15 protein-coding genes are annotated in these 20,164 nt (G+C 35.9%); 8 read left to right on the top strand and 7 right to left on the bottom strand.

Annotated features, from left to right (window positions below; translation table 11 throughout):
* The first annotated feature begins 70 nt into the window (after window positions 1–70).
* The 5 genes from ACMHJ2_RS01990 (at window position 71) to ACMHJ2_RS01970 (ending at window position 7,877) form a co-directional block, all read left to right on the top strand.
* Window positions 71–1,843 (top strand): peptide MFS transporter, encoded by a 1,773-nt coding sequence (locus ACMHJ2_RS01990; RefSeq protein WP_413511288.1) that lies wholly within the window; start codon window positions 71–73, stop codon window positions 1,841–1,843.
* A 37-nt stretch (window positions 1,844–1,880) separates the two neighbouring features.
* Window positions 1,881–3,407 carry a peptide MFS transporter gene (locus ACMHJ2_RS01985; protein WP_413511287.1) on the top strand — a complete coding sequence of 509 codons (1,527 nt, stop codon included), beginning with the start codon at window positions 1,881–1,883 and terminating at the stop codon, window positions 3,405–3,407.
* 151 nt (window positions 3,408–3,558) lie between these two features.
* A complete protein-coding gene (locus tag ACMHJ2_RS01980; protein ID WP_413511286.1) occupies window positions 3,559–5,193 on the top strand; it encodes an MFS transporter in 1,635 nt (544 codons plus the stop codon).
* 101 nt (window positions 5,194–5,294) lie between these two features.
* Window positions 5,295–7,403, top strand: a complete 2,109-nt coding sequence (locus ACMHJ2_RS01975) for a peptide MFS transporter (protein WP_413511285.1) — start codon at window positions 5,295–5,297, stop codon at window positions 7,401–7,403.
* A gap of 21 nt (window positions 7,404–7,424) precedes the next feature.
* Entirely contained in the window at window positions 7,425–7,877 is a 453-nt protein-coding gene (locus ACMHJ2_RS01970) for a thioredoxin family protein (protein ID WP_413511284.1), read from the top strand.
* A gap of 2 nt (window positions 7,878–7,879) precedes the next feature.
* Here the strand turns inward: ACMHJ2_RS01970 and ACMHJ2_RS01965 are convergent, their stop codons facing one another.
* From ACMHJ2_RS01965 to surE, 5 genes are read right to left on the bottom strand one after another with little or no spacing between them, the layout of a single operon-like run.
* The gene (locus ACMHJ2_RS01965; protein WP_413511283.1) at window positions 7,880–9,883 is read right to left on the bottom strand and encodes a ComEC/Rec2 family competence protein; all 2,004 of its coding nucleotides are present in this window, start codon (window positions 9,881–9,883) and stop codon (window positions 7,880–7,882) included.
* A gap of 48 nt (window positions 9,884–9,931) precedes the next feature.
* Window positions 9,932–10,537 (bottom strand): C40 family peptidase, encoded by a 606-nt coding sequence (locus ACMHJ2_RS01960; protein WP_413511282.1) that lies wholly within the window; start codon window positions 10,535–10,537, stop codon window positions 9,932–9,934.
* Window positions 10,538–10,550: 13 nt separating this feature from the next.
* Window positions 10,551–11,678, bottom strand: coding sequence for a lipid-A-disaccharide synthase (lpxB, locus tag ACMHJ2_RS01955; RefSeq protein ID WP_413511281.1), 1,128 nt, complete (start codon window positions 11,676–11,678; stop codon window positions 10,551–10,553).
* Window positions 11,679–11,957, bottom strand: coding sequence for a hypothetical protein (locus ACMHJ2_RS01950; protein WP_413511280.1), 279 nt, complete (start codon window positions 11,955–11,957; stop codon window positions 11,679–11,681).
* Window positions 11,958–11,973: 16 nt separating this feature from the next.
* A complete protein-coding gene (surE, locus tag ACMHJ2_RS01945) occupies window positions 11,974–12,744 on the bottom strand; it encodes a 5'/3'-nucleotidase SurE (protein WP_413511449.1) in 771 nt (256 codons plus the stop codon).
* 182 nt (window positions 12,745–12,926) lie between these two features.
* Between surE and ACMHJ2_RS01940 the strand changes: the two genes are divergently transcribed.
* Together ACMHJ2_RS01940 and ACMHJ2_RS01935 are read left to right on the top strand one after the other, a co-directional pair.
* Entirely contained in the window at window positions 12,927–15,161 is a 2,235-nt protein-coding gene (locus ACMHJ2_RS01940; RefSeq protein WP_413511279.1) for a carboxy terminal-processing peptidase, read from the top strand.
* Window positions 15,162–15,173: 12 nt separating this feature from the next.
* A complete protein-coding gene (locus ACMHJ2_RS01935; RefSeq protein WP_413511278.1) occupies window positions 15,174–16,259 on the top strand; it encodes an ABC transporter permease in 1,086 nt (361 codons plus the stop codon).
* A gap of 4 nt (window positions 16,260–16,263) precedes the next feature.
* Here the strand turns inward: ACMHJ2_RS01935 and ACMHJ2_RS01930 are convergent, their stop codons facing one another.
* Together ACMHJ2_RS01930 and ACMHJ2_RS01925 are read right to left on the bottom strand one after the other, a co-directional pair.
* Window positions 16,264–17,169: a glycoside hydrolase family 25 protein gene (locus tag ACMHJ2_RS01930; RefSeq protein WP_413511277.1), complete on the bottom strand. Its 906-nt coding sequence runs from the start codon at window positions 17,167–17,169 to the stop codon at window positions 16,264–16,266.
* A gap of 54 nt (window positions 17,170–17,223) precedes the next feature.
* Window positions 17,224–18,060 carry a mechanosensitive ion channel family protein gene (locus ACMHJ2_RS01925; RefSeq protein WP_413511276.1) on the bottom strand — a complete coding sequence of 279 codons (837 nt, stop codon included), beginning with the start codon at window positions 18,058–18,060 and terminating at the stop codon, window positions 17,224–17,226.
* 316 nt (window positions 18,061–18,376) lie between these two features.
* On the opposite strand from ACMHJ2_RS01925, the gene ACMHJ2_RS01920 reads away from it, so the two are divergent.
* Window positions 18,377–20,164: a hypothetical protein gene (locus ACMHJ2_RS01920; protein ID WP_413511275.1), complete on the top strand. Its 1,788-nt coding sequence runs from the start codon at window positions 18,377–18,379 to the stop codon at window positions 20,162–20,164.

The raw sequence follows: 20,164 nt of genomic DNA, 5'->3' as shown, positions 1-20,164 counted from the left end.
CCCCAACCAACGACTAACTATAAAACACCGTTTTAAAATTTTGAAACAAACTATATTAAACTTAACGTAAATGGCAGCAGAAACAGCTACTAAATCAGACCTTTTTAAGTCTAATGTCTTAGGACATCCAGCAGGTCTTTTCGTTCTTTTCTTTACCGAAATGTGGGAACGTTTCTCTTTCTACGGAATGAGAGTATTATTGATTCAATTCTTAACCGCTCAAGTGCTTTCTGGCAGTGAGTTTTCAGGTTGGGGATGGTCAGCAGAACAAGCCGGAGCGTTATATGGTACCTATGCCATGCTTCTTTATTTAACCCCTATCTTGGGAGGAGTAATTGCCGATAAATACATTGGTTCTCGTTGGGCTGTAATTATTGGAGCTATTATCATGACTTTAGGACATGCTTCGATGGCTGCAGAGGGTATCTCTCAGATCTGGTTCTACGTAGGATTAGCCTGCTTAGTGATTGGTACGGGATTCTTTAAACCAAATATGCCTTCTATGTTAGGAGAAATGTATAAATCACTTCCTACAAAGAAAGATGGTGCCTATACTATTTTCTATATGGGGGTAAACTCAGGTGCCTTTTTTGGAATGATGCTTTGTGGTTACTTAGCAGAAACAAAAGGATGGCATTATGGTTTTGGTTTAGCCGGAATTTTCATGTTGTTGGGAACGATCCAGTTTTGGTTAGCTAAACCGCTATTTGGCGACTTAGGTGAATTGAAAAAAGAAGATACTTCAGTTGCTAAAACGCAAGAAGAAATCAAAGAATTAGAAGAAACTAAAAATCCGTATACCCTTCTTGATTATATTTTAATCGGCTTAGTATCGGTAATTGGTTTATTATACGCTTTCAATGATCCGCTATCCAAAAACAAGGTGATGGATCTATTCGCTTTCTTAGACACCTCTTTTTTACGTGGACAAAACCTTATGGCTGTCTTAGCTTTGGTATGCTTCTTGTATTTGGTGATCTCGCGTATCCTGCGTTATGGAAAAGTTATCCGTGATCGAATGTTTGCCGTTATTTTATTGGCCTTTTTCCTGATGTTCTTCTTCATGAGTTTTGAACAAGGAGCAACCTCTTTGGTATTAGTAGCCAGAGATTATGTTGACCGTACTTTAGAAGGAACCGCTTTAACGGTATTTAATATTATCAATACGTGTTTAACGATTATTCCTTTGTTAATCATTTCATGGGTATTAATTTTATTAGCCAAAGCAACCTGGAATAAAATTGCCTTATCAAACGTTATTTTATTCGTTTGTTTTGGTGGGATTTGGGCGATGGCTATTTATATGTTGAATGCTGAATTTTCAAAAGATGTTTCTGAGATTACCGTTTCGTGGTTCTCTATTTTAAACTCCTTTTTTATTATTGCTTTAGCGTCATCGGTATCCAAATTATGGGATTCTAAATACAATCCACCTGCTGCATTTAAGTACGGAATTGGTTTGCTTTTAGTTGCTGTAGGATTCTTAGTTTTAGGGCTTGGATCGATGGGCTTAGGAGATGGTGTAAAAATGTCAATGATATTTTTAGTTTTAACCTACTTATTCCATACTTTAGGGGAATTATTTATTTCACCTGTTGGCTTGTCTTATGTTTCTAAATTAGTACCGGGAAAAATGCTTGCATTTATGTTTGGTATGTGGTACTTAGCTCTAGCTATTGCTCAGAAATTTGCGGCTATCCTAGGAGGTCAAATTGAAAATATCAAAGAAGAGTACTCACTCAGTCACTTCTTCTTCTTATTTACTATAATACCAGCTGCAGCTGCAATCTTGGTTATGTTAGTAAATCCATTATTGAAAAAACTAATGCACGGGGTTCGTTAATACACCGTGCATTGCACAATAAATAAAAACTATAACAATGAGTCAAACACAAACATTAGAAGAGATTCAGAATTTCGAGGGAAAATATCCTAAACAAATCTGGAGCTTATTCTTCTCAGAAATGTGGGAACGTTTTTCGTTCTACGGGATGAGAGGAATGCTGGTATTCTTTATGATACACAATTTAGATTTCGAGCATGGTAAGGCAAACTTACAGTATGGAGCTACACAAGCCTTCGTTTATGCTTTTACCTTTTTAGGAGGAATCTTTGCAGATAAAATTTTAGGTTTTCGAAAGTCTCTTTTCTGGGGTGGGTCGATGATGATTTTAGGTAGTTTAATTTTGGCAATTGATCCGCATACTTACTTTTTCGTAGGAATTGCCTTTACTGTAATTGGAACGGGATTCTTTAAACCCAATATTTCAACTATGGTAGGTAAATTATACAAAAAAGGCGATAACCGTACAGATGCTGGTTTTTCCCTTTTCTATGCAGGAATCAATTTAGGTGCTTTATTAGGGGGCTATTTGTGTATTGCTATTGGTAAAGGTCAAATTTTTACTGAAACAATTGATGAAGCACACCGTTGGAATGTGGCCTTTGGTTTAGCAGCCTTTGTAATGTGTATCAGTTTAATCAACTTTATTTTTACAAAAAGACATTTAGGTCCAATCGGACTTCAACCGATGCAAACCAATGCAAACGGAGAAAAAGAAAAAATGCCTTTATGGAAAGAGATTGGTACGTATGCTTTGACATTTGCGATGGTTCCAGTTATTGTATTCATGATTGACAATACCGATTACACGGCTTACTTTATGTATACCGTTGGTCCATTGGCTTTGGCTTATTTGTTCTATGAAATGACAAAATTGACAAAAGCGGAGCGCAAAAAGATTATTGCTGCTTTGGTATTTATTTTCTTTTCTGTGTTATTCTTTGCTATTTACGAACAAGCAGGTGGTTCTTTGAGCATCTTTGCTGCACAAAACTTGAAATCCGATCTATTGGGAATGAATTTAGACCCAAATGGGGTAAATAATTCGGGGGGTGCTTTCTTCATTATCTTCATTGCACCTTTATTAGGTTTATTGTGGATTTGGATGGCGAAGAAAAAAATTGAACCAAATACCGTGATGAAATTTGGTTTAGGGTTTATCTTACTAGGGGCTGGTTTCTATGCGTTATTTGGAACTCGATTCTTCGCAGATGCTGCAGGTATGACTTCTTTGGATTTCTTTACTTTTGCTTTGTTAATCATCACTTTGGGTGAATTGTGTTTATCGCCAATTGGACTTTCGATTATGACTAAACTTTCAACAGCAAACTTACAAGGAATGATGATGGGAATGTGGTTCTTAGCAAGTGCTTACGGACAATATGTTGCTGGTATTATTGGAGCTTCTATGTCCAAACAAGAAATGGAAAACCCAACCAATTATGATGCTTTAATTGCCTACACGGATGGCTATAAAGAATTGGCGATATACGCTGTAATTGCAGGGGTACTCTTAATTATCATTTCTCCAATCATGAAAAAATTAATGCAAGAAGTTAGATAATCTCATCTTACTTCTCTGATATAAATAAAACAAAAAAGTGGCTTAGTAGCCACTTTTTTGTTTTTAAGTCCTTTTTTTAACATGGAATCCATTGCCATATAGAATATAGGAATTAAATTACACCTCTTAATTTTAACACTCTTTTATACGCATGTCACAAAATAATAAATCCTTTGGGCAGACTTTACGCTCTTTCAATAAAAACTTCTGGATTGCCAGTTTTATGGAACTCATGGAACGCTGGGCATGGTACGGAATTTATACCCTTTTAGGCCTCTACTTAGTTGGTTCAACGGATACGGGAGGTTTAGGCTTTGACCATGTACAAAAGGGAAATATCATGGGAAATATTGTAGGTATTCTCTATTTCCTTCCTTTAGTTTTCGGAGTTATTGCCGATCGCATTGGCTATAAGGTTTCCTTGACAATCGCATTTATTATCATGCTTAGTGGTTATTATCTCCTAGGGGAAGTAAACACGTATTGGAGTGTATATATGGTTTTCTTATTGGTTGCCGTTGGTGCTGCCTTTTTTAAACCGGTAGCCTCTGCCATTATAGCTCGCAATACAGATGAATCAACGGGAACGCTTGGTTTTGGTATTTTCTATATGATGGTAAATATTGGGGGGTTCATCGGACCTGCTATGTCATCCGGATTGCGTACAACCTATGGATGGAAAATTATCTTCATTCAAGCAGCTATTGTAATTGCTATCAACCTAATCATACTTCTTTTATTTTACAAAGAACCGAAGGTTGAAAAACCGAAAGATTCTATTGGAAAAGCCATCAAGGATTCTATTCTAGGTGTTTTTGAGGCCCTAAAAGACGTGCGCTTAGGTATTTTATTGGTATTGATGATTGGATTCTGGACGATGTTTAATCAACTATTCAATACCCTCCCTAACTTTATTGAAGATTGGGTAAACTCAGCGGCTCTAAGTACTTGGTTAAATGATAATATTCCAGTGTTAGGAACCTTAATGACGCAAGATGGACAAGTAAAACCAGAGTGGTTCACGAATATAGATTCCTTTATGATCATCATCTGTCAGGTGAGTATCTCTTACTTTGTAACCAAAATGCGCCATATTAATGCCGTAATCCGAGGTGCTATTATTGCAAGTATCGGAATTGCCTTAACTTTCTATACCAATAATCCAATCTTCACTATTTTAGGTACGATGATTTTTGCGGTTGGAGAGATGATGTCTAGTCCTACGGTTTCGTCTTTTATCGCTTTAATTACGCCTAAAGGAAAAGAAGGTTTATACCAAGGAACTTATTTCTTACCTGTTGCTGCGAGCTATTTCGCTACGAGTGTTATCTCGGGAAGTTTATACCAATCTTGGTCAGATAAATTATCTCTTTTAAAAAGAGAAATGACAGGAAGAGGCATTGAAATGCCCGAAGTAGTAAGCCATGAACAATTTATAGAACAAGGGGCTAAAACATTGAACATGTCTATTTCTGCATTTGAAAAGCAATTTAACTTAAAAGCAGAATCTGTAGATTGGCAAGTTGTTGCACAATCAGTCAAAGATTTTGCTGCTTCTAAAGCCATTGATATTAGTCAAATCCACTTTCCTTTTTCTAAAAATGAATACTTCGCTTTAGCCGAACAAAAATTAGGTATGTCACATTGGGAAATGGTTGATATGCTATGGAATACTTACAATCCAAACAAAATTTGGTATGTGATTTTTGCCATTGGGTTATTTTCTGTTATCACCTTAGTCATCTATGACAAATTGGTGATAAAACCGATAGAAAACAAGAAATAACTTATTGATTTTATATTAAAATTATTGAGAACAAAAAAAATAGCCTTTTAAACTAAAGAAAAATGGTTATCTTTCTCAACCAATTTAAAAAACAACGATCTATGCAAACAAGCTCGAATACGCAGCCGAATTTTTTTGACACCAAAGTACTTGGACATCCGGCTGGTTTATTTGTATTATTTTTCACCGAAATGTGGGAACGATTCTCTTTCTATGGAATGAGAGTCTTATTGATTCAATTCTTAACTATGTCCGTAGTCGGAATTAATACAGGTTGGGGTTGGAATGTTGCAGATGCAGGTGCCTTGTTTGCTACTTATGCCATGCTCCTTTATATTACTCCTATTTTTGGAGGTATACTAGCGGATAAATACATCGGCTATCGCTGGGCTGTGGTAATTGGATCGTTGATTATGACCTTAGGACACGCTGCCATGGCCTTTGAGGGAGAAACCTTCATGTACATCGGTTTGGGTTGTTTGGTAATCGGTACTGGTTTTTTCAAACCTAATATGACGTCTATCCTCTCGGAAATGTATAAATCCTTCCCTGAAAAGAAAGATGGAGCTTATACTATTTTCTACATGGGAGTAAACGCAGGCGCCTTCTTTGGAATGATGCTTTGTGGGTATTTAGGAGAGCGTGTTGGATGGCATTGGGGATTCGGATTAGCTGGAATATTTATGCTGCTAGGAACCTTACAGTTCTGGTTAGCAAAACCAATTTTCGGCAATATTGGTGATGTTCCTTCCAAAGAATCAAGAAGTGATAAAGAGGAAATCGTTGATACAACGCATATGAAAGCGGATGAAAAAGATGCTTTAAAACGCAATCCTTTTACTGCAATCGATTATATTCTTATTGTGATTACAACCATCATCGGGTTAATGTATGCGTTTGATGATGTATTTAGAATTGTTGCTGGAATTAATCTGTTCCCTGAAACGATCCTAGGACAAGACGGTTCTACAGTAGGTATTGCCTTTGGATTAATTATCTTCTTGGTACTGGTAATTTGGCGTATTGCGCGTTATGCAAAAATAGTTCGCGATCGAATGATAGCTGTAATTATCTTTGCTTTCTTTACGATCTTCTTTTGGATGAGTTTTGAGCAAGGGGCGACTTCTTTAGTAATTTTTGCACGGGATAATACACAGCGTGTCCTTTCTGGAGATACGGCTTTATTATTTAAAATTTTCAACACCCTGTTAACGATTATTCCTTTGGCTTTAATCTCCTGGGTATTAATTCTTTTAGCAAAGAGAACCTATAAAAAAGCTTTAATCTCAAATATCATTTTAGGATTAACCTTTTTAGGGGTTTGGGGAGCGGTTGTTTGGATGTTAGACAGGGATTGGTCATCCCACGCATACGAAGTGCATTACCAAACGGTTGAAACGCTTGCTTTAAATGAAGATGGTACAACCAAATACGACGAAAACAAAAAGGAAACGTATAACTATCAACCGATCTCTATGGCTTTTCAAGCGAAAGAAGGAGATAAAATAGTAAATCAAAATACGACGATTTCTAATCGCGAAGAATACATTGTTGGCACAAAGGTTAAAATTTATGAAGAACTAGGAACCTATCATATTCTTACGGACGAATTAGAAGCTAAATTAATTTCAGCTCATACTACGCAAGATAATACGCCTCATATTGTACAAGCAGAGATCAAAGAAATTAAAGACAATCAAGTAGAAATTACCGCTTCATGGTTCTCTATTTTAAATTCCTTTTTTATCATTGCTTTTGCTTCCTTAGTATCTAAACTATGGGACTCTAAATACAATCCTCCCGCTTCTATTAAATATGGGTTAGGGTTGATTATTATGGCTTTAGGATTTGGTGTACTAGCGTATGGAGCAAATGGCATAACGGAAGGAAACAGAGTTTCGATGATGTGGCTTGTTTTTGCCTATTTATTTCATACCTTAGGTGAGTTGTTCTCTTCACCAGTGGGGCTTTCTTATGTTTCTAAGCTTGTTCCGCCAAGAATGATTGCATTTATGTTTGGTATGTGGTACTTAGCTATTGCTATTGGTAATAATTTAGCCGCTAAACTAGGAGGTCAGATTGAAAATATTACAGAAAGATACTCTTTATCTGGCTTTTTTCTTATTTTTACAATCGTACCTATTGTCGCTGGTATTTTAGTAATTGCGCTAAATCCAATGATGAAACGCTTAATGCACGGTGTAAAATAAAAACAAACTCAATCGTTACAAATGAAAAAAATCGCATTCTTATTTGCCCTGATTTTAGTTGGCTTAACTGCACAAGCACAAGAAATCAAATGGATGTCTTTAAATGACGCTTTAACCGCACAAAAAAAAGATCCTAAACCTATTTTTATGGATGTTTATACCGATTGGTGTGGACCCTGTAAAATGCTAGATAGCAATACATTTAGTGATGCAAAATTTGCAGAATATGTGACTAAAAACTATTATGCTGTAAAATTCAATGCAGAAGGAAATGAAGCGGTAACCTATAATGGTAAAAAATATAGCAACCCGAACTTTGACGCAAGCAGAAAAGGAAGAAATGCTACACATGAATTAACTACCTTCTTGCGCATTCCTGGCTATCCTACCATGGTTGTCCTAGACGAAAAAGGCAATTTAAAACAATCTATAGTAGGCTATCATACACCTACTCAATTGTTGAGCAAAATATAACCTCAAATCCATTGAGAAGACCAATATCCCTTTTGACGTATATCGTGAAAAGGGATATTTTTTTTTCGACAACTTTGTTTTAATTTCTCTTTATACCACGTACTCATCCCTCTGCCAATAATTACTTGTTTAGGCTGATGTAACTCTAAAACTCGATCAAAGTTAACCTTGACATTATCGAAAAAATAAAGGAGTTCAAATCGCGGAAACAAGTCATAATAGGGCATCTCTTGAGATAAAACTAACAACTTATTTACAGCATCAATTTGGTAAGTATCTTGTACTTGTGTGATAATTTCTTGACTTGGGTTATAGCTTTTCCTGTAATCCTTTAGTACCCATGGAACATGTAAACGATTAACATAAACTGTCAATTGCTTGTCTTGGTAACGCAAATACAACGGTGTATTGGTTGGCACAGCAGCAATCACAAATGCATCCTGCTGTCGATTAGCATAGTATGAATACCTCCATACCAAACAAACAGCTAAAGATAAACCAGCAATCCAATACACTTTTCTAAGGGTCGGTTTGTAAAGTACATACCCTATTCCCAGTTGAAAAACCAATAGAGCTACGGTCTTTTCTTTAGTTAAATAGATTTCTGTCACATTGAAATTTAAGGCTTCTAGTAGACGTAAAATACGCATTATACACGCAACACTAACCTCTAAAAAGATTCCTCCTATTTTTTCAATTTCCATATGTATTCCCTGTAAGAACAAAAAGCTCAATCCACCGATCAACACTAAAGTTATTAAGGGGACAACAACGATATTATTCAACAAAAAAGTCAAGGAAAGAGAATTAAAATAATACAATTGGAGGGCTAACACACTATATTGAGCGACAAAGGAAACATAAAGTAGACCTAAAAAATAATTGACGAAGTTAAATCGGGTATAGCCCTTTTTAAACAGGGGCATCAACCAAACAATTCCCAAAACAGCCAGATAACTCAATTGAAAACCAACATCAAAAATCCAATCGGGTTTAAATAGCAAACTCAAAAATAAAGCCATCCCAACCCCTTCTAAAGTACTTTGTTTTCTCCTTACTTCTTTTGCTATAGCCAAAATAGAAAACATAAAAACGGCTCGAAATACAGAAGGTGAAAAGCCAGAAAGAAATACAAAAAGCCACAAGACAACGAGGAGAAGCAAACAACGATATTTTCGCTTTATAAAAACCATAAGTTTGGAAAGAAACAAATAGATAATCCCCACATGCAGTCCCGATATAGCTAAAACATGCATAACTCCAAGTTGTTGAAAAGAAGCAACGACTTCTGTATCTATATCCGTTCGATCTCCAAGCAATAAAGCCTTTACGATGCTTTTTGTAGAGAAGGACATCTGCGTATTGCGATCTATATTATTTTGCAAATAAGTTCGTGCCTGCAGAAATAAGGTATACACCTGTTGATCTTGTCCTAAATCTAGGACTTGGTGCACTTTTACTTGTTTTGTTATATTCTGTTGGTACATATAAGCACCATAATCCATTTGCCCTAAATTAGCAGGAGGGTCAAAAGAAGTAAAACTACCGATTGCTCGGTAATGATTTCCGATTTGCAAAACACGATGATCTTCCACAAAAAGCAGCGCCTTACCCTTCGTTTGGGTTTGTCCAATACGTTCTATAGCCACAACACAACGCGTCCATCCCTTCTTGCGCTTTTGTTTCTCTAAAAGTTGGTATTGGAATGAATAGGGTTGTTTATCCTCTATGATCTCAGCATATTGGTGTTGTTTTGTCTGCCAATTGGAACTATGACTGGCTAAAAAACCCAAAGAAAAACACAGCAGATAAAAGATTCCTGCTGTTACATAAAAAGCTTGTGGTCTGTACCACCAATCGCTCTTTGACCTACCTAGTAAACAGAGTAAAACCAGAAGCATACCAAAGAGGGACAATACAAGCCAATTAGCACAACTGTTCTTAGCTAAAATACCAAGTATTAATGCAGTAGCATAAAACAAAAAAGAGAATTTTAATGGCCTCATACTCTGAGTACATCAAAATTCTCTCCCTTTTTTTATAAATCCTTTGATTTAAATATCTTGTTCAGTCAAAACTCGGTTTATTTGAACAAATCTTCTTTTATAATAATCTTCTTTGGTTGAAGAAACAATAACTCCTTTTGTTGTTGAGGAATGAATAAACTTAATTTCATCGTCCACTACTTCTGTAATAATACCTACATGGCTAATTCTACTTCCTCTTCCCGTTCGAAAGAAAATCAAATCTCCTTTTTGTGCGTTGTTTTTAGAGACCTTATCTCCTACTTCAGCCATTGCACTAGAATTTCTAGGTAAGTTAATTGACGTATCATTAAAAGCGTTCATTACAAGTCCTGAACAATCTAATCCTTTGTGTGTGGTACCTCCAAAACGATAGCGAACCCCTTCAAAGTCAAAAGCTGTATTCAAAACTAAATCAGAAACTTCAGCACTTACATCCTTAGATGTACTCATTTCTGCTAATAATTCATCTAATTGATTTCTAATTTCCTCATCCGTTTTCTTGCTTTCTTTTAAAACAACGGTTTCTTTCTTTTTATCAGGATTTTTAACTACCTCGTTTGTGGCATATGTATAACTCGAGCAGACTAGGCTTAGACCTACTAAAAGGGTGGAAAGTATTGTTTTATTTTTCATAGCAAAAGGATTTTTACATAGTAGATTTCAAATTAGAATTCTTAATTATTTCGTTAGCAGCTAAATCACTAGCCCCACGACCGCCTAAATTAAGAATTAATTCTTCATAATCCAACAAAATTCTTTCTCTTTTTTCACTTTTCACAATTTTTTCAAACTCCGAAGCAATTCTTTTTGCATTACAATCGTGTTGAATTAACTCAACAACTACCTCATTATCCATGATTAAATTCACCAATGAAATATATTTTAAGGTAATGATTCGCTTTGCTATTTCGTAGGAAATGCTATTCCCTTTATACAATACAACCTGAGGTACTTTAAACAAAGCGGTTTCTAACGTAGCCGTTCCCGAAGTTACTAATGCAGCATACGCTACATCTAATAACGCATAGGTATCATTGTTAATAAACGAAATATTTTGCCCCTTTAAAAATTGTTCATAAAAAGCGTGTTCCTGTCCTGGAGCACCTGCAATTACGAATTGGTACTCGGGGTGCTTCTGTACCACCGACAGCATTTCTCCTAACAATCGCTTGATTTCTTGTTTTCTACTTCCAGGTAATAAGGCGATTATAGGACGTTCATCCAATTGATATTTTTGGCGAAAATCCACTTTTTCGCGGCTGCGAAATTCTTCAATTTCATCAATTAAAGGATGTCCAACAAAAGTGACTGGATAGTGGTGTTTCTTTTCATAGAAGTCTTTTTCGAAAGGTAAGATTACGTACATAAAATCCACATCGCGCTTAATAGCTTTGATGCGACTTTCTTTCCAGGCCCAAATCTGTGGAGATATATAATAATGAGTAGGTATTTTATGCTCTTTCGCCCATTGAGCAATACGCATATTAAAACCTGGATAATCAATAAAGATGAGTACATCCGGAGCAAAGGAAGCTATATCTTTTTTACAAAAGGAGATATTCTTTAGAATCGTAGGTAAATTTTGAACCACTTCAACGAATCCCATAAAAGCCAAATCCTTATAATGTTTGACTAAAGTACCCCCCACTTTTTGCATTAAATCACCTCCCCAATACCGCATTTCAGCCGTTGGATCTTGGGCATAAATTGATTTCATTAAATTTGCACCATGTAAATCTCCTGATGCTTCTCCAGCAATAATGTAATATTTCATCTACAATATCTGTGTAATTAGCGTGATAACAATGACTGCAAAAATGCATCCTCTGGCTTTGTAGTCTTCTTTTCTATTGATAAAAAACGTGAATATTCCCAAATTCAACAAACTTCCAATAGCCACTATTCGTCCTAATAAACCTGCTTTTCTAATGATATCAAAATTGATAAATAAATCAAAGTTTGTAAACATTCTCAAATAAAGTTCAGCGCCAATTACGGTCAAACAACCACCGATTAAAAAGCCCAATAGAATATCTTTAATTCGCTTTCCCATTTATACTAATTCCCATTTATACTAATTCCCAATTATTAATTCTGTTTATTGCGTGATGTGCCGTTAAATCAAAGTGAACTGGAACAATCGAAATAAATCCATTTCTCAAAGCCCATTCGTCGGTATCTTCTCCTTTATCTTGATTGACAAATTCTCCCTTTAGCCAATAATATTCTTTTCCATTTGGACTTGTTCTCTTATCAAAGTCCTCAATCCAAACTGCCTTTGCCTGTCTACAAACTTTAATGCCTTTGATTTCATCGGTTTGCAATCTAGGGAAATTTACATTTAATACAACCTCTTTCGGGATTCCCTTCTCTAGTGCTTGTGTTGTAATTTTTTTCACAAAGCCTCTTACTTGTTCAAAATCCGCATTCCAACTAAAATCCAACAAAGAAAATCCGATAGCGGGTATACCACTCATTCCGGCTTCCAAAGCAGCACTCATTGTACCCGAATAAATCACATTAATCGAAGAATTCGATCCGTGATTAATCCCTGAAACACATAAATCAGGTTTGCGATCTAGAATTTGCCCTAAAGCAATTTTTACACAATCTACAGGTGTACCCGAACAAGCATATTCATGCGTTAATTCTGGGTCGATATTTACCTTCTCTAGCGTTAGTGTATTATTGATGGTAACCGCATGCCCCATTCCAGACTGAGCACTGTCAGGAGCGACCACAACTACTTCCCCTATTTCTTTCATCACATCAATCAAAGCACGGATTCCTGGCGCCGTAATACCATCGTCATTCGTAACAAGTATTAATGGTTTTTGCATCATTTCAAATTTTTAATTACTTTCGTAAAAGTAATAATTATTATGTGAAACACTTCGTTATTTTAGACTTTGTAAACAGTAAACAAAACGATATAGCGCCGTAGGTTGTGATTTAACAAATAATTATCGGCTTACATAATAATTACTTCGCTTTTTTAACTACTTTAGTTCAAAACTATTTAATGAATACTATTTGGTCATTTATGAAAAGAAATTATAAGGTTATCATTCTTCTACTTGCAGTTTCAGCAGCACTCTGGAGTTTTATGCCTAAACAAGAGACTGAAGATCCAGAAAAAGACCAACTTTTATTAGAGTTAGTCACTTATTTAATGGAACGTACCCATTATGATCCACCCAAGTTAGATGATAAATTTTCACAGCAAGTGTACAAAGAGTATATCAAAGCCCTTGATCCGATGAAACGCTATTTTCTTCAATCTGATTTAGATGAATTTAGCAAATATGAGCTTTTAGTTGACGATATGATTCAATTGAAAGAGCTTTCCTTTTTTGACTTAACCTATCAGCGGATTACAGCTCGAATGAATGAGGCTAAAGGAATATATAGTGAAATTCTAGCTGAACCTTTTGACTATACAAAAGACGAGTCTTTTGATGCGGATTACGATGCAATTGGTTATGCTAAAACACCTGAAGAATTAAAAGACCGTTGGAAAAAGCAATTAAAATTAAATGCTTTATCTACTTTGACAGACAACATCAAAATTCAAGAAGGCAAAGACGTGGTTGAAGCAGAGGAAGACGAAGTGGATGATTATGGCAATACGGTAGAAACAACCAAGGCAAAGAAAAAGAAAAAAGACGATAAGCCTAAAGAAATTAAATCGTTTGAGCAATTAGAAAAAGAAGCCCGTGAAAGCACAAAAAAGTCCTTGGATGAATACTTTGATGCTTTAAATGATTTAGAACGCAAAGATTGGTTTTCTGTTTACTTAAATTCGATTGTAGAGCGTTTTGATCCGCATTCATTTTACTTTGCTCCTGAGAACAAAGAAAAATTTGATGCGAGTATGAGTGGTAGCATTGAAGGTATTGGCGCTGTTTTAAGAAAGAAAACAGAAGGCGTTGAAATCAATGAACTTGTACCAGGGGGACCTGCATGGAGAGGAAAAGAAATTGAAGTTGGAGATATCATTATTAAGGTAGCACAAAGTAAAGAAGAAGAGCCTATTGATGTAGTAGGCGTTCGCTTAGACAATGTGGTTAAATTAATCAAAGGTAAAAAAGGAACTACGGTTTACTTAACGGTTAAGAAGATAGAGGGTACTATTAAAACTATCGCCATCACGCGTGAAGTAATTGAACTTGAAGAGACATTTGCTAAATCGAGTATCATCGAGGATGGTGGTAATCGCTACGGAATTATTCAATTGCCAAAATTCTATATCAATTTTGAGAATAAGGATAATCGCAATGCCTTTACCGACGTTCAAAAAGAAATCATGGAGATCAAAAAGCAAAATGTAGATGGAATTATCATGGATTTAAGAAACAACGGCGGAGGATCACTTCAAACGGTGGTTGATATGTTGGGGTTATTCTCTAAAGAAGGTCCGGTGGTTCAAGTAAAATCTTCGAAAGGCAAGCAACAAATATTAGATGATAAAGGCACTCAAATTGTTTGGGATGGTCCTTTAGTTGTATTGGTAAATAACTTCTCAGCTTCAGCTTCTGAAATTTTTGCTGCTGCTATTCAAGATTACAAACGTGGCTTAATCATTGGCAGTAAACACACCTATGGAAAAGGGACGGTTCAAAATTTAGTTGACCTAAACGAATTATTAAAAAAACAACCTTTTGGTGATTTAGGAGCTTTAAAAATTACACTTCAGAAATTCTATAGAATCAATGGAGGATCAACTCAAAGAGAAGGTGTATTAAGTGATATCGTTTTACCAGATCGCTATTCTTATATCGATATGGGAGAAAGAGACATGGACAACGCTATGCCGTGGGATAAAATTGACCGTGCGAATTACACGCCTTATAACAATGATTTCACTTCTGTTATAGACAAAAGTAAATCAAGGATTGCAGGGAATGATCAATTCAAATTAATCGATGAAAATGCTAAGTGGATTAACGAAAGAAAGGATGAAAAAACCTTTACGTTAAACTTAAAAGGCTATGAAGAAAAACAAAAAGAAGTTGACGAGAAAGTAAAAAAATTCAAATCAATTTCAAAATACAACAACCATTTAAAATTCTCTTCTTTACCAAGTGAGATGGAGCGCGTTAAAACCGATACAATTTTAGAGCAAAAAAGAGATAGATGGCATGAATCTTTAGGTAGTGATGTGTACGTTGAAGAAGGAGTAAAAATCTTAAAAGACATTCAACAGGTTACTAAAGCGCCTAAAAACACAAAAACATTTACAGATAAAAAACTATAATCAAATAGTTTAATGGCTAAAAATAAGAATAGTAACACAAATATTGCGCTCCGAAAATTCAAAAAGGATTTTCGGGGCGTTTTGTGTTTTTGGATAATTATCGCTTTTATCTTGGTAAGTATATTTGCTTATTTTATCATTCCTGATTCTTCAGCAAATGCCAATGCAGGTGATTTAGCTATTCGCTCCAAACACCCTGGTTTTACGACTGCCATGCTGGTTTATCCCGATACCACTAAAACAGCCTGGTCTGACTATTGGTTTGGCAAAAAAAAAACCCGTGAGCAACTCCCACTGAGCGACTATCACATTCAGAACGATACTTTATTTTATACCCCTTATACAGATTTAAAGCATTTAGCGCTAGAGCAAACCTTAGCCTTAACTGCATTTACGGATCAAGAAAAGCCCCACCTCATCCAATCCCAAACCTTTTGGTTAGGCACGGACAATCAAGGAAGAGATTATTATAGTCGCTTAATACTAGGCTCCCGCATTTCCCTTTCTATTGGTTTTATTGCCGTATCCATTTCTTTGCTTATTGGCATTGGTCTTGGTGCTATAGCAGGGTATTATGGCGGTAAAATAGATGCTTTTATCTTATGGATAATCAATATTTTTTGGTCTATTCCAACGTTGCTTTTGGTCATAGCCATTACCTTGGCTTTAGGGAAAGGATTTTGGCAAGTTTTTATTGCCGTTGGTCTAACCATGTGGGTAGAAGTTGCTCGTGTAGTTAGAGGGCAAGTTATCACCGTCAAACAACAGCAATATATTACTGCTGCCAGAGCGTTAGGCTATTCGGATTATAGAATTATAGCCAAGCATATTTTACCTAACTGCATGGCGCCTGTTATTGTGATATCAGCTGCTAATTTTGCTTCTGCTATTTTAGTAGAAAGCGGATTGAGTTTTTTAGGTATAGGCACGCAAGTTCCTACACCCAGTTGGGGTGCAATGATTAAAGAAAATTACAATTATATTTTAGTTGGAAAAGCCTATTTAGCTCTATTGCCTGGTTTGGCGATGTTTATCATTGTCATGTGTTTTACACAATTGGGAAACGCCATTCGCGATGCTTTTGACGTACGCAAGTAAATCACTATTTTACGAGTATATTTCGGATATCTGATTTTGTACCGTTGTAGATATTCAAATCCACTTTACCGTCGATTCCCTTAACCACCCCTTTTTCTGTGAATTGCCAAAAATGCCATTCTGGTTTTATCTCTTCTACAAAAAAGTTGTAATTGGCAATCCAAACGATGTGATCTGGAAACCATTTCTTTAAGTTATTGGTATAATAGTGTTCCCCTGAATAGAGAATAGGTTGTACGCCATAGTGTTTCTCCACCATTTCCATCCATCGTTTCAACCCTAAGACTAAGTTCTCCATGGATTGGTTTTTAGGTAAATCTTCGATATCTAATACGGGTGGAAAATCTCCTTCGGATAATTTTACAGTTGCGATAAAATTTTCGGCTTGTTTGATTGAATTTTCATCGGGACGATAGTAATGATAAGCTCCGCGAATAAAGTGATTCGCGCGTGCACCCTTCCAATTTAAATTAAACGCTTTGTCTTTGCCATCATCTCCCATTGTTGCGCGAACAAAAACAAATTCCAAAGGCGCTTGTTGTGCAACAGAATCCACAGCTCCCCAATCAATCACACCTTGATAATGAGAAACGTCAAATCCAATGAGGTGTTCTTTATGACGATGTAAGACTTCAACGGTTCTGAAGTCAAAAAAGGATTTATCCTCTGCTTCTTTGCGTTGGGAACTAAAAAAATACTTGATTCCATCTTGGAAGGTAATACCAAACCAAATTCCTAATCCCACCAAGAAAACGATGATACATACCCACTTCAAACGCGTTAGAGCATGTCCACCATTCTTTTTCTTCTTAGTAGGTTGTCTAGAAGATGGCTTTCTTCTAATTGGTTGTTTTTTATTCACAACCGCTATAGGAGAATTTTTCCCTGTTCCGTATTTTGTAGAAGCCATAAGTACAATAAAAAAACAAAAGTACACATTTTACTGAAATCCTCCGTACTAGAATTAACCAATAGGCGTTTGATCCACCTTTAAAACGGGTACTGGCAATGGAATATTATTCAATTTAAATTTTTTGTCAATTGCAAAGCGAATTTCACTTGAGATACGATCGTTATCAAAGGCATTATCAATGAAATAATAGAGAATAAAACGAATCGAAGAATCTCCAAACTGATCGATAAAAACAATCGCTTGTGGATTTTTTAATACCTCATCATTATCTTCCACAGCAGATAACAGCACTGCTTTTACTACTTCTACATCAGTACCAATATACACTCCTACATCAATTCGAGCGCGAATTATAGGGTCTTCATGTGTCCAGTTATATACAATATCATCAATCAACTTTCGATTGGGAATCACAATATCTTTTAAATTTCGCGTTTCTACAATCGTACACCTCAAATGGATGGCCTTCACACGTGCTACTTGTCCATTTACTTCAATAACATCTCCCATATTCAGTGTTTTATCGAATAGAATATAAATGCCCGCAATGATATCTCTAAAAATATCCTGTAAGGCAAATCCCAAACCAACAAATAACGCCGCCGAAGTGGTCAAAAACATACTAATATTTAATCCAATCACGTTGAGTATGAAAAAAAACATGATGATATAAATAAAGTAATTGACAAAATTAAAAACACTTCTCAACCGAAGGGTTACATCCGAAGGAGAGTTTCTAATGATGGTCCTTCTCAAAAAACCTAAACCATATTTGGTAATCAACCAGGTAAAAACAATAAAAAGAATAGTGCCTATTGTAATACTGATTGATTTACTTGCGTAAAGTTCAAATTCTAAAAACTTAGAAAGCAATAGTTTTAAATTCAAAATAAGTCGCTGTATTAGGTGTATCTATACTATTTTGGACGTGTAATCGTAGAAAAATTACTTTACATAAGCAATCCAATTGATAAATTTAAGGATTTATAAGAAATTAAGAAAGCGAATGCTTAAATAATTACCTGTATTCATCTATCGTTGACGACTCCAGAATTACTTGCTTACAAAAGTCTCGAAACGAGATTTTTATTTCTTATTTCAATTCTATTCTACCTTCCTAAAGCGAAGGATAAGCATGATAAATATCACGTTTTGAGCGAATTAATTTTATTATTTTTCATTCTTATAACTAAACTAAACCCAAATGAAAATAAAACCAATGCATTCCATCCACATCCCTGTGATGGGTCTTGCCTATACCATTGACAGTCCGATCCGTGTGGCTCAATATGGCCTAACCTCTACCTTGTCTGTAATGGATGATGAGCTCATTGAGCGCATGAATAAATTCTATTGTGAGAAGTTTGAATTGCCCTATTATGAAATCACAAAAAAAATAGAAGACTTCAGAGCCAAAAGAATTACTGCCTATCTCAATACACTAGATACGATTGTAAAGCGCAAATTTGACCATCTAAAAAAGGATTTGCTACAAAGCAAAAAGAACATTGAGGACTATATTGATCTATTACCCAATGTATCAGACATCCGCAAACAATTGCAAACGTATATCGATGACAAGATCACGATAGAAAATCTAAAACAGATTCTCGACACTGCTCTTACACCTGGAGATATTGATGTCAACATCATGACCAAAGTCGATCGAGAAAACTTTGACAAAAAAGAATCGCTTCCTGCAAAATACAACGATGCCCATGCTGCTTTACGCGGATTTAGCAACAGTACATTAAACTCATCCGTGGTTTTATCTGCGGGAATGAATCCCAAGCTATTCAGTTATTTTGAAGAATTTGAAGCTTTTTATCCAAGTCCCAATCAATCCCTTCAAAAAAGAATTATTCTGAAAGTTAGCGATTACCGATCTGCGTTAATCCAGGGTAGTTTCTTAGCGAAAAAGGGACTTTGGGTATCCGAATATCGCATTGAATCTGGATTAAATTGTGGGGGACATGCCTTTGCAACAGACGGTCATTTATTGGGTGTAATACTTGAAGAATTTAAAGCAAAGCACAGCGAGCTCATCCAAACCACACATGAACTCATGTGTAAGGCATTGGCACAAAAAGAGCGCTATGTTCCCGAAACTCCTTTAGAATTAAAGATAACCGCACAAGGAGGCGTAGGTACTGCGGCAGAACATCAATTTTTATTGGATCACTACCGCGTGGATTCTGTTGGTTGGGGATCTCCCTTTCTACTTGTTCCTGAGGCAACTTCTGTAGATGTAGCAACCCGACAGCTCTTGGCTAATGCCAAAGAAGAAGATCTGTATTTGAGTCATATTTCTCCTTTGGGAATTCCATTTAACAACATCAAAGGAACAACCAATGAGCTCCACAAAGCCCAACGCATTTCCAAAAACAAAGCAGGAAGCTCTTGTCCAAGAAAATATTTGGCTTTAAACAAAACCCATGATAACGAAGGGATTTGTACCGCATCTCGCAAATACCAAACCATTGAACTTGAAGCATTAACTAGCAAAAAAAGCGAAATGAGCGAGGAAGAATACCAACAGCAGTCGAATGCTATTACGGAGAAAGCCTGCTTGTGTATTGGTTTAGCTAATGCCTCATTTCTTGAAAATGACTTACAGATTAAAGGGGAAGCACAAGGGGTTGTTATTTGTCCAGGACCCAATATTGCGTATTTCACAAAAGAAGTTTCTCTTAAAAACATGCTCCAACATATTTATGGTAGAACTAATATCATAGATGTTGAGAATCGCCCTCATTTCTTTATTAAAGAATTGCGCATGTATATCGATCACTTCAAAGAAGAGAAACGTCAATTAAAAATGGATACTCCACTAGTAAAAGTAAAAAAAGTAGAAAAAATAAAAGAAAATCTACTCGCTGGTATTGATTATTATGTGTCTTTATTTGAACAAGACAACACGTATTTCAAAGAAAATAAATCGGCTATTCTAACTGAACTAACCGACAGTAAAATAGCGTTAGTACACGCATAG

Origin of the sequence: Myroides odoratus, assembly GCF_965118575.1 — a bacterium.
GTDB lineage: Bacteria > Bacteroidota > Bacteroidia > Flavobacteriales > Flavobacteriaceae > Flavobacterium > Flavobacterium odoratum_B.
The sequence above is the reverse complement of the archived record's forward strand: the minus strand, read 5'-3'. Positions and strand labels throughout refer to the sequence as shown.

Excerpts from the sequence above, each read along its gene's own strand:
- ACMHJ2_RS01935 (WP_413511278.1), top strand. The coding sequence starts at position 15,174 with ATGGCTAAAAATAAGAATAGTAACACAAATATTGCGCTCCGAAAATTC.
- ACMHJ2_RS01940 (WP_413511279.1), top strand. The coding sequence starts at position 12,927 with ATGAATACTATTTGGTCATTTATGAAAAGAAATTATAAGGTTATCATT.
- ACMHJ2_RS01985 (WP_413511287.1), top strand. The coding sequence starts at position 1,881 with ATGAGTCAAACACAAACATTAGAAGAGATTCAGAATTTCGAGGGAAAA.
- ACMHJ2_RS01970 (WP_413511284.1), top strand. The coding sequence starts at position 7,425 with ATGAAAAAAATCGCATTCTTATTTGCCCTGATTTTAGTTGGCTTAACT.
- ACMHJ2_RS01930 (WP_413511277.1), bottom strand. The coding sequence starts at position 17,169 with ATGGCTTCTACAAAATACGGAACAGGGAAAAATTCTCCTATAGCGGTT.
- ACMHJ2_RS01920 (WP_413511275.1), top strand. The coding sequence starts at position 18,377 with ATGAAAATAAAACCAATGCATTCCATCCACATCCCTGTGATGGGTCTT.
- ACMHJ2_RS01965 (WP_413511283.1), bottom strand. The coding sequence starts at position 9,883 with ATGAGGCCATTAAAATTCTCTTTTTTGTTTTATGCTACTGCATTAATA.
- ACMHJ2_RS01960 (WP_413511282.1), bottom strand. The coding sequence starts at position 10,537 with ATGAAAAATAAAACAATACTTTCCACCCTTTTAGTAGGTCTAAGCCTA.
- ACMHJ2_RS01950 (WP_413511280.1), bottom strand. The coding sequence starts at position 11,957 with ATGGGAAAGCGAATTAAAGATATTCTATTGGGCTTTTTAATCGGTGGT.
- lpxB (WP_413511281.1), bottom strand. The coding sequence starts at position 11,678 with ATGAAATATTACATTATTGCTGGAGAAGCATCAGGAGATTTACATGGT.
- ACMHJ2_RS01990 (WP_413511288.1), top strand. The coding sequence starts at position 71 with ATGGCAGCAGAAACAGCTACTAAATCAGACCTTTTTAAGTCTAATGTC.
- surE (WP_413511449.1), bottom strand. The coding sequence starts at position 12,744 with ATGCAAAAACCATTAATACTTGTTACGAATGACGATGGTATTACGGCG.
- ACMHJ2_RS01980 (WP_413511286.1), top strand. The coding sequence starts at position 3,559 with ATGTCACAAAATAATAAATCCTTTGGGCAGACTTTACGCTCTTTCAAT.
- ACMHJ2_RS01975 (WP_413511285.1), top strand. The coding sequence starts at position 5,295 with ATGCAAACAAGCTCGAATACGCAGCCGAATTTTTTTGACACCAAAGTA.